The following is a 15,461-nucleotide window of genomic DNA, read 5'->3' as shown; positions in this document are numbered from 1 at the left end:
GGTACGTGCCGTTTTCTTTTCACATAATTCAGGTCATTAACCTTGAATAATTGAGGGATGACCTCATTTAATCTCCAGTAGCAAATTTGACCTGTTATGGGAGGAGTTATGCGTCTGGATCGTCTTACTAATAAATTCCAGCTTGCTCTCGCCGATGCCCAGTCCCTCGCACTGGGGCACGACAACCAATTTATCGAACCTCTTCATTTAATGAGCGCCTTGCTGAATCAGGAAGGGGGATCGGTACGTCCTTTATTAACGTCCGCTGGCATTAATGCTGGCCAGTTACGCACCGCTATCGATCAGGCGCTGAGCCGTTTGCCGCAGGTAGAAGGTACCGGCGGCGATGTTCAGCCGTCGCAGGATCTGGTACGCGTGCTGAACCTTTGCGACAAGCTGGCGCAAAAACGTGGGGACAACTTTATTTCGTCAGAGCTGTTTGTTCTGGCGGCGCTTGAATCACGCGGTACCTTGACCGACCTGCTGAAATCTGCCGGCGCGACCACCGCCAATGTGACTCAGGCGATTGAGAAAATGCGCGGAGGTGAAAGCGTGAACGATCAGGGAGCCGAAGACCAACGTCAGGCTTTGAAGAAATTTACGGTCGATCTGACCGAGCGTGCTGAGCAGGGCAAACTTGACCCGGTTATCGGCCGTGATGAAGAAATCCGCCGTACGATTCAGGTACTGCAGCGTCGTACCAAGAACAACCCGGTGCTGATTGGTGAACCGGGTGTCGGTAAAACCGCCATTGTTGAAGGGCTGGCGCAGCGTATCGTCAACGGTGAAGTGCCGGAAGGCCTGAAAGGCCGCCGCGTACTGGCGCTGGATATGGGCGCGCTGGTGGCCGGTGCGAAATACCGCGGCGAGTTCGAAGAGCGTCTCAAAGGCGTGCTTAACGACCTGGCGAAACAGGAAGGCAACGTTATCCTGTTTATCGACGAACTGCACACCATGGTCGGTGCGGGTAAAGCGGACGGCGCGATGGATGCCGGGAACATGCTGAAACCTGCGCTGGCGCGCGGTGAACTTCACTGCGTCGGCGCCACTACGCTTGATGAGTATCGTCAGTACATTGAGAAAGATGCTGCGCTGGAACGTCGCTTCCAGAAAGTGTTTGTTGCTGAGCCAAGCGTTGAAGATACCATCGCGATCCTGCGTGGTCTGAAAGAACGCTATGAACTGCACCACCACGTGCAGATCACAGACCCGGCCATCGTTGCGGCGGCGACGCTTTCTCATCGTTATATCGCTGACCGTCAGCTGCCGGATAAAGCGATCGACCTGATTGATGAAGCGGCTTCAAGCATTCGTATGCAGATTGACTCGAAACCGGAAGAGCTGGACCGGCTCGACCGACGCATCATTCAGCTCAAGCTGGAACAGCAGGCGCTGAAGAAAGAGTCTGATGAAGCCAGTAAGAAACGCCTGGATATGCTCAATGAAGAACTGGACGATAAAGAGCGCCAGTATTCTGAGTTGGAAGAAGAGTGGAAAGCCGAGAAAGCATCCCTTTCCGGCACTCAGACCATCAAAGCTGAGCTCGAACAGGCCAAAATTGCCATAGAGCAGGCGCGTCGCGTCGGCGATCTGGCGCGGATGTCTGAACTGCAGTACGGCAAAATTCCTGAGCTGGAAAAACAGCTTGAGATAGCGACACAGTCAGAAGGGAAAACGATGCGTCTGTTACGTAATAAGGTGACGGATGCAGAAATCGCGGAAGTGCTTGCTCGCTGGACCGGTATTCCGGTGGCGCGCATGCTGGAAGGCGAGCGTGAAAAACTGTTGCGCATGGAGCAAGATCTCCACAATCGGGTGATTGGTCAGAACGAAGCGGTTGAGGCGGTATCGAACGCTATTCGCCGTAGCCGAGCGGGGCTGTCCGATCCAAACCGTCCGATTGGTTCGTTCCTGTTCCTGGGGCCGACGGGTGTCGGTAAAACCGAGCTGTGTAAAGCGCTGGCTAACTTTATGTTCGACAGCGACGATGCGATGGTGCGTATCGATATGTCCGAGTTTATGGAGAAACACTCCGTCTCACGTCTGGTCGGTGCGCCTCCGGGATACGTTGGTTATGAAGAAGGTGGCTATCTGACGGAAGCGGTTCGCCGTCGCCCTTATTCCGTCATCCTGCTGGATGAAGTGGAAAAAGCGCACCCGGATGTGTTCAACATCCTGCTTCAGGTGCTGGACGATGGTCGTCTGACCGACGGGCAGGGGAGAACGGTCGACTTCCGTAATACGGTTGTCATCATGACCTCGAACCTGGGTTCCGATTTGATTCAGGAACGTTTCGGCGAACTGGATTACGGTCATATGAAGGATCTGGTACTCGGTGTGGTCAGCCATAGCTTCCGTCCGGAGTTCATCAACCGTATTGATGAAGTAGTGGTCTTCCATCCTCTGGGTGAGAAACACATTGCGTCGATTGCGCAGATCCAGCTGCAGCGTCTGTACAAACGTCTGGAAGAGCGTGGGTATGAAATTCACATCTCCGACGATGCGCTGAAGCTGCTGAGCGAGAATGGTTACGATCCGGTGTACGGTGCGCGTCCATTAAAACGTGCTATCCAGCAGCAGATCGAAAACCCGCTGGCGCAGCAGATCCTCTCCGGAGAGTTGATTCCAGGCAAAGTTATTCGTCTGGAAGCCAACGACGATCGCATTGTGGCAGTGCAGTAAGTCACAAAACGCAAAAACGAGCCGCTTGCGGCTCGTTTTTGTTTAAAAACTAGGCGAAAATTGAGGTCTGGAGTTAGTTTTGCCTGGAAAATGAGCAGTCAGTAAATAAATTTAACTTTATCCTTGCAGGTTCGGAATTACTCCCTATAATGCGCCTCCACTGACACGGAACAACGGCACACACGCCGCCGGGTCAGCAGAGAAAAGCAAAAATAAACGCTTGACTCTGAAGCGGGAAAGCGTAATATGCACACCCCGCGCCGCTGCGAAAAGCGAAGCGGCACTGCTCTTTAACAATTTATCAGACAATCTGTGTGGGCACTCAAAGTGACATGGATTCTTAATGTCTTCGGACAATAAATGAATACCAAGTCTCTGAGTGAACATACGTAATTCATTACGAAGTTTAATTCACGAGCATCAAACTTAAATTGAAGAGTTTGATCATGGCTCAGATTGAACGCTGGCGGCAGGCCTAACACATGCAAGTCGAGCGGTAGCACAGGGAGCTTGCTCCTGGGTGACGAGCGGCGGACGGGTGAGTAATGTCTGGGAAACTGCCTGATGGAGGGGGATAACTACTGGAAACGGTAGCTAATACCGCATAACGTCGCAAGACCAAAGAGGGGGACCTTCGGGCCTCTTGCCATCAGATGTGCCCAGATGGGATTAGCTAGTAGGTGGGGTAACGGCTCACCTAGGCGACGATCCCTAGCTGGTCTGAGAGGATGACCAGCCACACTGGAACTGAGACACGGTCCAGACTCCTACGGGAGGCAGCAGTGGGGAATATTGCACAATGGGCGCAAGCCTGATGCAGCCATGCCGCGTGTATGAAGAAGGCCTTCGGGTTGTAAAGTACTTTCAGCGGGGAGGAAGGCGATAAGGTTAATAACCTTGTCGATTGACGTTACCCGCAGAAGAAGCACCGGCTAACTCCGTGCCAGCAGCCGCGGTAATACGGAGGGTGCAAGCGTTAATCGGAATTACTGGGCGTAAAGCGCACGCAGGCGGTCTGTCAAGTCGGATGTGAAATCCCCGGGCTCAACCTGGGAACTGCATTCGAAACTGGCAGGCTAGAGTCTTGTAGAGGGGGGTAGAATTCCAGGTGTAGCGGTGAAATGCGTAGAGATCTGGAGGAATACCGGTGGCGAAGGCGGCCCCCTGGACAAAGACTGACGCTCAGGTGCGAAAGCGTGGGGAGCAAACAGGATTAGATACCCTGGTAGTCCACGCCGTAAACGATGTCGACTTGGAGGTTGTTCCCTTGAGGAGTGGCTTCCGGAGCTAACGCGTTAAGTCGACCGCCTGGGGAGTACGGCCGCAAGGTTAAAACTCAAATGAATTGACGGGGGCCCGCACAAGCGGTGGAGCATGTGGTTTAATTCGATGCAACGCGAAGAACCTTACCTACTCTTGACATCCAGAGAACTTAGCAGAGATGCTTTGGTGCCTTCGGGAACTCTGAGACAGGTGCTGCATGGCTGTCGTCAGCTCGTGTTGTGAAATGTTGGGTTAAGTCCCGCAACGAGCGCAACCCTTATCCTTTGTTGCCAGCGGTTCGGCCGGGAACTCAAAGGAGACTGCCAGTGATAAACTGGAGGAAGGTGGGGATGACGTCAAGTCATCATGGCCCTTACGAGTAGGGCTACACACGTGCTACAATGGCGCATACAAAGAGAAGCGACCTCGCGAGAGCAAGCGGACCTCATAAAGTGCGTCGTAGTCCGGATTGGAGTCTGCAACTCGACTCCATGAAGTCGGAATCGCTAGTAATCGTAGATCAGAATGCTACGGTGAATACGTTCCCGGGCCTTGTACACACCGCCCGTCACACCATGGGAGTGGGTTGCAAAAGAAGTAGGTAGCTTAACCTTCGGGAGGGCGCTTACCACTTTGTGATTCATGACTGGGGTGAAGTCGTAACAAGGTAACCGTAGGGGAACCTGCGGTTGGATCACCTCCTTACCTTAAAGAACCTGCCTTTGCAGTGCTCACACAGATTGTCTGATGAAAAGTAAATAGCAAGGCGTCTTGCGATTGAGACTTCAGTGTCCCCTTCGTCTAGAGGCCCAGGACACCGCCCTTTCACGGCGGTAACAGGGGTTCGAATCCCCTAGGGGACGCCACTTGCTGGTTCGTGAGTGAAAGTCGCCGACCCCCGTATCTCAAAACTCATCTTCGGGTGACGTTTGAGATATTTGCTCTTTAAAAATCTGGATCAAGCTGAAAATTGAAACGACACATCTTAAATGGTGTGTTCGAGTCTCTCAAATTTTCGCAAGTCGGTGATGAATCGAAAGAAACATCTTCGGGTTGTGAGGTTAAGCGACTAAGCGTACACGGTGGATGCCCTGGCAGTCAGAGGCGATGAAGGACGTGCTAATCTGCGAAAAGCGCCGGCGAGGTGATATGAACCTTTGACCCGGCGATGTCCGAATGGGGAAACCCAGTGTGATTCGTCACACTATCGTTAACTGAATACATAGGTTAACGAGGCGAACCGGGGGAACTGAAACATCTAAGTACCCCGAGGAAAAGAAATCAACCGAGATTCCCCCAGTAGCGGCGAGCGAACGGGGAGCAGCCCAGAGTCTGAATCAGCTTGTGTGTTAGTGGAAGCGTCTGGAAAGTCGCACGGTACAGGGTGATAGTCCCGTACACGAAAGCACACAGGTTGTGAACTCGAAGAGTAGGGCGGGACACGTGGTATCCTGTCTGAATATGGGGGGACCATCCTCCAAGGCTAAATACTCCTGACTGACCGATAGTGAACCAGTACCGTGAGGGAAAGGCGAAAAGAACCCCGGCGAGGGGAGTGAAAAAGAACCTGAAACCGTGTACGTACAAGCAGTGGGAGCACCTTCGTGGTGTGACTGCGTACCTTTTGTATAATGGGTCAGCGACTTATATTCTGTAGCAAGGTTAACCGTATAGGGGAGCCGAAGGGAAACCGAGTCTTAACTGGGCGTTAAGTTGCAGGGTATAGACCCGAAACCCGGTGATCTAGCCATGGGCAGGTTGAAGGTTGGGTAACACTAACTGGAGGACCGAACCGACTAATGTTGAAAAATTAGCGGATGACTTGTGGCTGGGGGTGAAAGGCCAATCAAACCGGGAGATAGCTGGTTCTCCCCGAAAGCTATTTAGGTAGCGCCTCGTGAACTCATCTTCGGGGGTAGAGCACTGTTTCGGCTAGGGGGCCATCCCGGCTTACCAACCCGATGCAAACTACGAATACCGAAGAATGTTATCACGGGAGACACACGGCGGGTGCTAACGTCCGTCGTGAAGAGGGAAACAACCCAGACCGCCAGCTAAGGTCCCAAAGTCATGGTTAAGTGGGAAACGATGTGGGAAGGCACAGACAGCCAGGATGTTGGCTTAGAAGCAGCCATCATTTAAAGAAAGCGTAATAGCTCACTGGTCGAGTCGGCCTGCGCGGAAGATGTAACGGGGCTAAACCATGCACCGAAGCTGCGGCAGCGACACTTAGGTGTTGTTGGGTAGGGGAGCGTTCTGTAAGCCGTTGAAGGTGTCCTGTGAGGGATGCTGGAGGTATCAGAAGTGCGAATGCTGACATAAGTAACGATAATGCGGGTGAAAAGCCCGCACGCCGGAAGACCAAGGGTTCCTGTCCAACGTTAATCGGGGCAGGGTGAGTCGACCCCTAAGGCGAGGCCGAAAGGCGTAGTCGATGGGAAACAGGTTAATATTCCTGTACTTGGTGTTACTGCGAAGGGGGGACGGAGAAGGCTATGTTAGCCGGGCGACGGTTGTCCCGGTTTAAGCATGTAGGCGGAACGATTAGGTAAATCCGGTCGTTTATTAACGCTGAGGTGTGATGACGAGGCACTACGGTGCTGAAGTAACAAATGCCCTGCTTCCAGGAAAAGCCTCTAAGCATCAGGTAACATCAAATCGTACCCCAAACCGACACAGGTGGTCAGGTAGAGAATACCAAGGCGCTTGAGAGAACTCGGGTGAAGGAACTAGGCAAAATGGTGCCGTAACTTCGGGAGAAGGCACGCTGATGTGTAGGTGAAGCCCCTGCGGGTGGAGCTGAAATCAGTCGAAGATACCAGCTGGCTGCAACTGTTTATTAAAAACACAGCACTGTGCAAACACGAAAGTGGACGTATACGGTGTGACGCCTGCCCGGTGCCGGAAGGTTAATTGATGGGGTTAGCGGCAACGCGAAGCTCTTGATCGAAGCCCCGGTAAACGGCGGCCGTAACTATAACGGTCCTAAGGTAGCGAAATTCCTTGTCGGGTAAGTTCCGACCTGCACGAATGGCGTAATGATGGCCAGGCTGTCTCCACCCGAGACTCAGTGAAATTGAACTCGCTGTGAAGATGCAGTGTACCCGCGGCAAGACGGAAAGACCCCGTGAACCTTTACTATAGCTTGACACTGAACACTGGTCCTTGATGTGTAGGATAGGTGGGAGGCTTTGAAGCGTGGACGCCAGTCTGCGTGGAGCCGACCTTGAAATACCACCCTTTAATGGCTGGTGTTCTAACGTAGACCCGTAATCCGGGTTGCGGACAGTGTCTGGTGGGTAGTTTGACTGGGGCGGTCTCCTCCCAAAGAGTAACGGAGGAGCACGAAGGTTAGCTAATCCTGGTCGGACATCAGGAGGTTAGTGCAATGGCATAAGCTAGCTTGACTGCGAGAGTGACGGCTCGAGCAGGTGCGAAAGCAGGTCATAGTGATCCGGTGGTTCTGAATGGAAGGGCCATCGCTCAACGGATAAAAGGTACTCCGGGGATAACAGGCTGATACCGCCCAAGAGTTCATATCGACGGCGGTGTTTGGCACCTCGATGTCGGCTCATCACATCCTGGGGCTGAAGTAGGTCCCAAGGGTATGGCTGTTCGCCATTTAAAGTGGTACGCGAGCTGGGTTTAGAACGTCGTGAGACAGTTCGGTCCCTATCTGCCGTGGGCGCTGGAGAATTGAGGGGGGCTGCTCCTAGTACGAGAGGACCGGAGTGGACGCATCACTGGTGTTCGGGTTGTCATGCCAATGGCATTGCCCGGTAGCTAAATGCGGAAAAGATAAGTGCTGAAAGCATCTAAGCACGAAACTTGCCCCGAGATGAGTTCTCCCTGACCCTTTAAGGGTCCTGAAGGAACGTTGAAGACTACGACGTTGATAGGTCGGGTGTGTAAGCGCAGCGATGCGTTGAGCTAACCGATACTAATGAACCGTGAGGCTTAACCTTACAACGCCGAAGCTGTTTCGGCGGACGAGAGACAGAAGATTTTCAGTTTTGATACAGATTTAACAGAATTTGCCTGGCGGCTTTAGCGCGGTGGTCCCACCTGACCCCATGCCGAACTCAGAAGTGAAACGCCGTAGCGCCGATGGTAGTGTGGGGTCTCCCCATGTGAGAGTAGGGAACTGCCAGGCATCAATTAGAAGAACCCCGTACCGGAAGGTGCGGGGTTTTTTGCTTTGTGCTTCCCTCTCTGGCCTTTCTCTTAATCCCTTATCCTGCTAATGGAATGTGTGATCTCTGTCTCAATGTAATCTATAACAAAATTATAACATTTCATTTACGAGGTAATTGAGTCTCCAGGCTCAATACGCCGCTGTTTATGGCAGGAGCATAATCACAATGACAGAAAGCATTACATCAAACGGGACGCTGGCCAACAGTGATACCCGAAGAAGGGTATGGGCAATCGTCAGCGCCTCTTCAGGGAATCTGGTTGAATGGTTCGACTTTTACGTCTACTCATTCTGTTCACTCTACTTCGCACATATTTTCTTCCCCTCCGGCAACACCACGACGCAGCTGCTTCAAACGGCAGGGGTATTTGCCGCAGGATTCTTGATGCGACCCATCGGGGGGTGGCTGTTTGGCCGCATTGCGGATCGTCGCGGGCGTAAGGCTTCTATGCTGATCTCGGTGTGTATGATGTGCTTTGGCTCTCTGGTGATCGCCTGCTTACCGGGATATGAATCGATTGGTACCTGGGCGCCGGCGCTACTTTTACTGGCCCGCTTATTCCAGGGATTATCGGTGGGCGGTGAATACGGTACCAGTGCGACCTACATGAGTGAGATTGCACTGGAAGGCCGTAAAGGTTTTTACGCCTCATTCCAGTACGTCACGCTGATTGGTGGTCAACTGCTGGCCATCCTTGTGGTGGTGATCCTGCAGCAGATTCTGACGGACGAACAACTTTATGCCTGGGGATGGCGAATTCCTTTCGCGATGGGCGCTGTACTGGCAGTTGTTGCACTTTGGCTGCGCCGTCAGTTAGATGAAACCTCTCAGAAGGAAGTCAGAACGCTGAAGGAGGCGGGAACATTCAAAGGGTTATGGCGTAACCGCAAAGCTTTCCTTATGGTGCTGGGCTTTACTGCGGGCGGCTCTCTCAGTTTCTACACGTTCACCACCTATATGCAGAAGTACCTGGTGAACACTACCGGCATGCACGCAAACATCGCCAGCGTAGTCATGACCGTGGCGCTGTTTGTCTTTATGCTCATACAGCCCATTATCGGTGCACTCTCGGATAAAATCGGTCGACGCACGTCGATGCTGATTTTTGGCGGGCTGTCGGCGTTATGTACCGTACCTATTCTGTCTGCCCTTCAGCATGTGACTTCTCCATATGCCGCGTTTGCGCTGGTGATGCTGGCGATGGTGATTGTCAGTTTCTATACCTCTATCAGCGGGATACTGAAAGCTGAAATGTTCCCGGCGCAGGTCCGTGCTTTAGGGGTAGGGCTCTCTTATGCGGTTGCTAATGCGCTATTTGGCGGATCGGCGGAGTACGTTGCGTTGTCGCTTAAATCATGGGGAAGTGAAACGACATTCTTCTGGTACGTAACGATAATGGGCGCACTGGCCTTTGTTGTATCCCTGATGCTGCATCGCAAAGGGAAAGGCATTCGACTTTAATAGCGCGCCATCTGCCACACGGCATAGCCGGTCGTTGCGCCGGCGACATCCCAGGCGAAATCTTTCCAGCTCCAGCCGCTCCCTGCGGGGCGGCTATCCCACAGTTCTTTTGAGGCCCCAAGACCGACTGAGAACATCAATCCTATCGCCGCGCTACGATCCCGGCTATATCCCTGATGCTGCGCATATTCATTACCGGCTGCGGACAACATCGCAGAAGCGAGGAAATGCTGTGCTTTATCCTGTCCGGACCAGCTATCGTTGGCCATATGGCTACAGCCGCTCAAAAAGAAGACGCTCAATAACAGAGGAATACGCATCAACGGGCCCTATAAAAAAGCCCTGCGGATGGCAGGGCCTGGACATTACAGAATACGGCTGATAAGTCGGTCGATACGGATACGACGTAAGCGGCGGATAAGCTTGCGGACTTTCACCGGATAATCGGCAATGCTCTGCAGTTCGCGGTAATGATTAACCACAGTGGTATGTGTGCGAATCAGCTCCAGCTCACGCTCACGTTTTGTGGCTAACTCATGCTGCGGGTCATGGATCAGGATAGCGTTTTCCAGATCCAGTCGCCACGCGCGTGGGTTCAGGTTGTTACCGGTCAGCAGCATCCACTCATCGTCGACCCACATTCCTTTCAGATGGTAAGTGTTGTCTTCGTCTTTCCAGAGACGCACAACCAGCTGGTCAGTGTTTACGTAATACTGTAAACGGCTCAGGAAACGGCGCAGGTTAATCTCATAGAGATAAGGCAGCGCACCGATGATTTTGAACGGCTGATCTTCAGGAATGAAGAAGTCGTTTGCGGTTTTATCACCAACGATGATTTCCACTTTTTTACCGTCGCGCAGCAGCTGAATGATATTACGCACCAGCACGGCAGGAAGGTTGAAGTACGGCGTACAGATGGTGAGTTTCTGCTCCGCGCACGGCATCAGATGGAAGATCGTTTTGTTCAACAGGCTCGATTTGCCGAGCCCTACCAGCGGGGTAACGGATAACTCTTCGTTGTTCGCATCGCCCTGGAAATGATAGACCGCGTCACGCAGCTCCTGGCGGAAGGCGCGAACATCGTTTTTGATTTCCGGGCTTTTAGGACGCTCGGGATCGTCAAGGCGATTAACACCGCGTCCATGGACCAGGTTTTTATCAACCCAGTTGAACATGATATCGGCCATCTGCGGATTACGGATCAGATGGTAGCGGTCGTAGCGATATTTATCGAGCTGATGAAGGTAAACATCATTCAGACTTGCGCCGCTGTAAAGCACGCTGTCATCAATGATGAAGCCCTTGAAATGAAGTACGCCGAGCGCTTCACGGGTATTAACCGGGACGCCATAAACAGGCACATCAACGCCAGGATTTTCCTGCGCCGTGCGGCAATACCAGTCGGCATTGGTGTTTGACGCAGCCGCGCCAATACGGCCACGCTGAGCGCGATGCCAGTCGACCAGCACGCGAACATCGAGTTCCGGGCGCTGACGTTTGGCTTCATAGAGCGCGTTCAGGATCGCGCGCCCGCCTTCATCCTGTTCAAGATACAGCGCCACAATGCAAATGCGTCGCGTGGCGCTGGCAATCTTTTCCAGAAGCGTCTCCCGAAAATGAGCGGGAGCGTAAAAGAACTCTACATCATCAACTGACTGAGAAATCTTCGGTAGTTGAGCAAGGTGTTGTTGATGTTTATTACGCTTAAATTTTGACAACATCACAGTGCGTTTCTTCTCTGTTCATTGAAGGGTTGTCTGTACCATGCAAACAACATAAGCGGACAATGATACCACCAGTCCCGTCCAAAGTGGGTAACATTTCCAGTAGCTTACTCGCGTTTGTCTGCTGATGTCAGACTGAGGGACAAGGCCACAATACCTTCGTCCAGCTGAATATCAACGTCAAACCCAAGTTTTCGCGCCAGGGTCACCATACCGCGATTGTTAGGCATAGTAATGCCATTGAGGCGTAACAATCCGTGATCTCGCGTATAACTGATGAGTTTTTCCAGCAGCCGTCTTCCCAGACCCAGGCCTTTAAGATCGGAGCGCACCAGCACCGCAAACTCCGCATCGACGTTATCCGGGTCAGAAATCGCACGCGTGACGCCGAGGATCTCATCCCCCTTATCGGAGCGACGAACGGCAACAAACGCCATTTCTCGATCGTAGTCGATCTGGGTCATATTGGCTAAATCATCGTGGGTAAATTCGTTGATTTCGCTAAAATAGCGATAATAAAGATCCTCTTTCGTGACCTGAGAGATAAAGGCCCGCAGCTGGGGCTCATCTTCCGGCAGAATAGGGCGGAACAAGGCGCGTTCCCCATTCTTCATCTCAACCCACTCCTCCAGCTGTAGGGGATACGGGCGGATTGCCAGACGGCTCTCTCTGTCTCCGTCGAATGGCGCGATATCCAGGGTCACGTCCAGCGCCGTGAACTCATTGCCGGAGGCGAGTAGCGGATGAATGTCCAGCCGCTGGATCTCAGCACAATCCACAATCAGGTTAGAGACCTGTACCAGGAACTGGCTTAACCCGGCAATATCAAGCGGACGCAGCGCGCTCCGGCCACGGATCTTTTTACTTTTAATCGCCTGGATGATCAGATAGCGCGCCAGGTTCATGTTCAGCGGCGGTAAAGCGACCACGGCCTGCTCCTCCGGGCGCCACTCAACGCCACCTTCCCCCAGCATGATGAGCGGGCCGAAGACGGGATCGTGTTCGACCACCACCCGTAATTCCTGAGCCCCAGCGCGGTTGGCCATGCTTTGCACCAGCAATCCGTGGATCCTTGCCTGCGGCCAGGCCATTTTGACCCGGTCGAAAATGGCATCAGCTGCCTGCTGCACCTCAGTCGCAGTACGCAGGTATAACATAACCCCCTGTACATCAGACTTATGCGGGATGTCCGGGGAGCGCAGCTTCAGGGCCACCGGATAGCCAATTTGCTCGGCAATATGCACGGCCTCAGCGCTGTCGCTGGCGATCCAGGTCGGCAGGGTTTGCATCCCGTAGCTGCCCAGAATGGGCTGGACCTCATGCGTATCAAGCGACGTCGCGCCTTCTTCAATGGCCTGCTGCAACAGCCGGTGAACGTCGACGGTGTTCGCCGTCAGATTCCCGGGCAAAGCCGGGGTCTCACGCAGCTGTTTCTGGTTGCGGCGATATTCCACCATATGCATGAACGCGGTGATGGTGCCTTCCGGCGTACGGTAGGTTGGCAGCCCGGCCTCGCTGAACAAGCGCCGCGCCTCCTGAGAGGAAAATTCACCGCACCAGTTGGTGAGCAGGGTGACATATTTGCCTCGTGGATGGTTGTGCACGGCGTCAATGAGCGCGCGCGCGCTTTCGCTGCCCGGTGCGACCGCGCTCGGGGAGTGGATAATCATCAGCGCATCAAAATCCTGGCTATCCAGCAAAATGGAAATCACCCTGATATAGCGGTCGCTGCTGGCGTCATCGCGCAAATCAAGCGGATTGCCGGGCGTCACGCTGGTCGGAAGCGCGTCTTTCAGGCGCTGTAGCGTCTCTTCACTCAGCGTTGCCAGCTTGCCGAAGCGCCGCCACAGCTCATCCAGCGCGAGCGCGGCAGGGGCGGCACCGTTACTGACAATCATTAATTTCTCACCGCGCAACGGGCGCATATGGCTTAACGTCTCAACGGCGGAAAAAAGCTCGTGCGTATCCTGCACCCGCAGCAACCCCGCGCGCTGGATGGCGGCATCCCATGCAGGATCCATGCCGGAATGCGAATGCAGCAAACGCTGTGCCGCAGGGCTTCGTCCGCTTTTGATCACCAGGATCGGCTTATTGCGCGAAGCGCTTCGTGAAGCCGAGACAAAACGACGCGCGTCGCTGAGGTGCTCAAGATAAAGCAGGATCGCACTGGTTTTGCCGTCACGCGCCAGAAAATCCAGTAGCTCATCAACGTCGATATCCAGGCTGTCGCCCAGGGCAATGAAGTAGGAGAATCCCATTTCACGCTGCTGCGCCCAGTCGAGGATGGTGTTCGATACCGCAGCCGACTGCGAGATAAATGCGAGTTTGCCTTTGCGGATTGGAACCGGGGAGAAACTGGCATTCAGCCCCTGCCAGGGGGCGAGCAGGCCCAGACTGTTTGGCCCGAGAATGCGCATTTGATAGCGGCTGGCGCAGGCCAGAAGCTCGGCTTTCTGTTCAGGGGGAGACGAGAGAATAATGCAGGTTTTACAGCCCTTCTTGCCGAGTGACTCCAGCAGTTCCAGGTTACGCTTCGCGTTTGTACAGAGCACGGCAAGATCCGGTACGAAAGGCAGGCTTTGTACGTCAGGCCATGCAAGCACCCCCTGAACGGCCTTATAAGCCGGCGTGACGGGCATGACGGGGCCATTAAAACCCCCGGCCAGCAGGTTGCGCATCATCAGATAGCCAGCACGATCCGGTTTCATTGATGCGCCGATGACGGCAATGGATTTAGGACGAAGTAGCGCTTCTAACCCTCGCTGGCTCATGCAGGCCTCCTGTGAATGCAAGCGACCTGATGATTTTAAACGCTTTCTGGCTCGAGTGCTGTGACGCTGCCCTTATGAACGGTTTTTCCCGCCAGATAGCGCTCCCGGAAGCATGAGAAATGGTTGCCCAGGGCGCCAGCTGCGGCGGTATCTCCCGCTAAATCCAGAAGCGCAATGGCCACTTCGGCGGTGCAGTATTGCCCGTCAGCATGCGCTTCACGCAGGCGGTAGGCGGAGACGCGGGAAAGATCGACAGAAATCACCGGCAGCGCGTCGAGATAGGGGCTTTTGCGAAACATTTTCCGCGCTTCGGTCCAGGTACCGTCCAGCATAATAAACAGCGGTGGTTTACCGGATGGCGGCACTGAAAGCACCTGGCGATCCACGCCTGCATATGACGCGGGGAAAACGACCATCGGCTGATAGTCCTTGCTTGCCACTAAGTCGAGCAGGGCCTGAGGTGGCTCCGTACGGGACCACTGAAACGCGGCCGTATCCGGCAGAATATCGGCGATAAGACGCCCTGTATTGCTGGGTTTCATCGGCTCGGTATCGAACATGACCAGACAAAAACGGCTCTCCGCCGTACTCGGAGCCAGCGTCTCGCACAGACAAACCTTCAGCGGCAGCAGGCAGCGCTGACAGCGGCGAATACGGTTGCCTCGGGCGAGGAACGGTCGGGTGGCGCGCGCAAGGCGTTCGGCGCGTAATTTAAGGACAGCGTTATCAGTCATGGGCGAAATGCAGGAAAAACACTATTTTCGCAGAGGCGGGAGCGGGGCACAAGATGTGCCCCGTGAATGTTACAGCGACTCGTTTAACCAGCTTTCAAAAGGCGCTTTTGGAACCGCACCGTTGAGCATATCGATCACTTCGCCATTTTTGAAAATCATAATGGTCGGGATGCTGCGAATACGAAAACGTGCGCTCAGTTCGGGTTCAGCTTCGGTATTGACCTTCACGAACCGCATTTTTCCGCTGCGCTCTTCGGCCACATCTTCGAAGATCGGCGCGAAGCTACGGCATGGGCCGCACCATGGCGCCCAGAAATCGATCACGACAGGAAGATCGTCCTTGAGGAGTTTGTCCAGCGTAGCACCCGTCGCGTTAATGACATCGCCATCAAATAATTCATGGCCACAACGTCCGCATTTCGCACCATCTTCCATCCGATCGTCCGGAATGCGATTAAGAGCCTGACAGTTGGCACATACGGTATTCATAACTAACCTCTGATAGAGCCGTGGGACAGCGGCAGAACGCCGATAATGTTTCTAATATGTTACATATTATCAATGAGCCTGTTTGAAACAACAATGCGTTTTATTCAATGAGAACAATAGTCACAGGCTTTTGTACGAAAT

Annotated in this window: 7 protein-coding genes, 1 tRNA gene and 3 rRNA genes; 6 read left to right on the top strand and 5 right to left on the bottom strand. The window is 53.7% G+C overall.

Annotated features, from left to right (window positions below; translation table 11 throughout):
* Positions 1-108 precede the first annotated feature (108 nt).
* The 6 genes from clpB (at position 109) to AC2TE5_RS17100 (ending at position 9,602) form a co-directional block, all read left to right on the top strand.
* Complete coding sequence (gene clpB, locus AC2TE5_RS17125) at positions 109-2,682, top strand: ATP-dependent chaperone ClpB (protein WP_213328577.1); 2,574 nt, start codon at positions 109-111, stop codon at positions 2,680-2,682.
* Between the two features lie 428 nt (positions 2,683-3,110).
* Positions 3,111-4,650: ribosomal RNA gene (locus AC2TE5_RS17120) — 16S ribosomal RNA — on the top strand.
* Positions 4,651-4,735: 85 nt separating this feature from the next.
* Positions 4,736-4,811 (top strand) — tRNA-Glu (locus tag AC2TE5_RS17115).
* Between the two features lie 193 nt (positions 4,812-5,004).
* A 23S ribosomal RNA gene (locus AC2TE5_RS17110) occupies positions 5,005-7,910 on the top strand.
* Positions 7,911-7,982: 72 nt separating this feature from the next.
* Positions 7,983-8,098, top strand: a 5S ribosomal RNA gene (gene rrf / locus AC2TE5_RS17105).
* The 16S, 23S and 5S rRNA genes sit together here with 1 tRNA gene alongside, the layout of an rRNA operon.
* Positions 8,099-8,306: 208 nt before the next feature.
* Entirely contained in the window at positions 8,307-9,602 is a 1,296-nt protein-coding gene (locus tag AC2TE5_RS17100; protein ID WP_484612077.1) for an MFS family transporter, read from the top strand.
* Here the strand turns inward: AC2TE5_RS17100 and AC2TE5_RS17095 are convergent.
* From AC2TE5_RS17095 to trxC, 5 genes are all read right to left on the bottom strand, one after another.
* Positions 9,599-9,922, bottom strand: coding sequence for a YfiM family lipoprotein (locus AC2TE5_RS17095; protein WP_090420245.1), 324 nt, complete (start codon positions 9,920-9,922; stop codon positions 9,599-9,601). The two genes, AC2TE5_RS17100 and AC2TE5_RS17095, sit on opposite strands and share 4 nt — an antisense overlap.
* 45 nt (positions 9,923-9,967) lie before the next feature.
* Complete coding sequence (gene pssA, locus AC2TE5_RS17090; protein WP_213328229.1) at positions 9,968-11,323, bottom strand: CDP-diacylglycerol--serine O-phosphatidyltransferase; 1,356 nt, start codon at positions 11,321-11,323, stop codon at positions 9,968-9,970.
* 110 nt (positions 11,324-11,433) lie between these two features.
* Positions 11,434-14,097 carry a bifunctional acetate--CoA ligase family protein/GNAT family N-acetyltransferase gene (locus AC2TE5_RS17085; protein WP_484612076.1) on the bottom strand — a complete coding sequence of 888 codons (2,664 nt, stop codon included), beginning with the start codon at positions 14,095-14,097 and terminating at the stop codon, positions 11,434-11,436.
* A gap of 35 nt (positions 14,098-14,132) precedes the next feature.
* Positions 14,133-14,831: a tRNA-uridine aminocarboxypropyltransferase gene (locus AC2TE5_RS17080; RefSeq protein ID WP_213328028.1), complete on the bottom strand. Its 699-nt coding sequence runs from the start codon at positions 14,829-14,831 to the stop codon at positions 14,133-14,135.
* 69 nt (positions 14,832-14,900) lie between these two features.
* A complete protein-coding gene (trxC, locus tag AC2TE5_RS17075) occupies positions 14,901-15,320 on the bottom strand; it encodes a thioredoxin TrxC (RefSeq protein ID WP_023308858.1) in 420 nt (139 codons plus the stop codon).
* Between the last annotated feature and the right edge of the window lie 141 nt (positions 15,321-15,461).

This window comes from Enterobacter sp. N5-15, from assembly GCF_057221635.1.
Note: the sequence above shows the minus strand (reverse complement) of the source record. Positions and strands in the feature narration are given on the sequence as shown.

What these genes read in the sequence shown, in the direction of transcription:
- clpB (WP_213328577.1), top strand. Translation starts at nt 109, where the DNA reads ATGCGTCTGGATCGTCTTACTAATAAATTCCAGCTTGCTCTCGCCGAT.
- AC2TE5_RS17100 (WP_484612077.1), top strand. Translation starts at nt 8,307, where the DNA reads ATGACAGAAAGCATTACATCAAACGGGACGCTGGCCAACAGTGATACC.
- AC2TE5_RS17095 (WP_090420245.1), bottom strand. Translation starts at nt 9,922, where the DNA reads ATGCGTATTCCTCTGTTATTGAGCGTCTTCTTTTTGAGCGGCTGTAGC.
- pssA (WP_213328229.1), bottom strand. Translation starts at nt 11,323, where the DNA reads ATGTTGTCAAAATTTAAGCGTAATAAACATCAACAACACCTTGCTCAA.
- AC2TE5_RS17085 (WP_484612076.1), bottom strand. Translation starts at nt 14,097, where the DNA reads ATGAGCCAGCGAGGGTTAGAAGCGCTACTTCGTCCTAAATCCATTGCC.
- AC2TE5_RS17080 (WP_213328028.1), bottom strand. Translation starts at nt 14,831, where the DNA reads ATGACTGATAACGCTGTCCTTAAATTACGCGCCGAACGCCTTGCGCGC.
- trxC (WP_023308858.1), bottom strand. Translation starts at nt 15,320, where the DNA reads ATGAATACCGTATGTGCCAACTGTCAGGCTCTTAATCGCATTCCGGAC.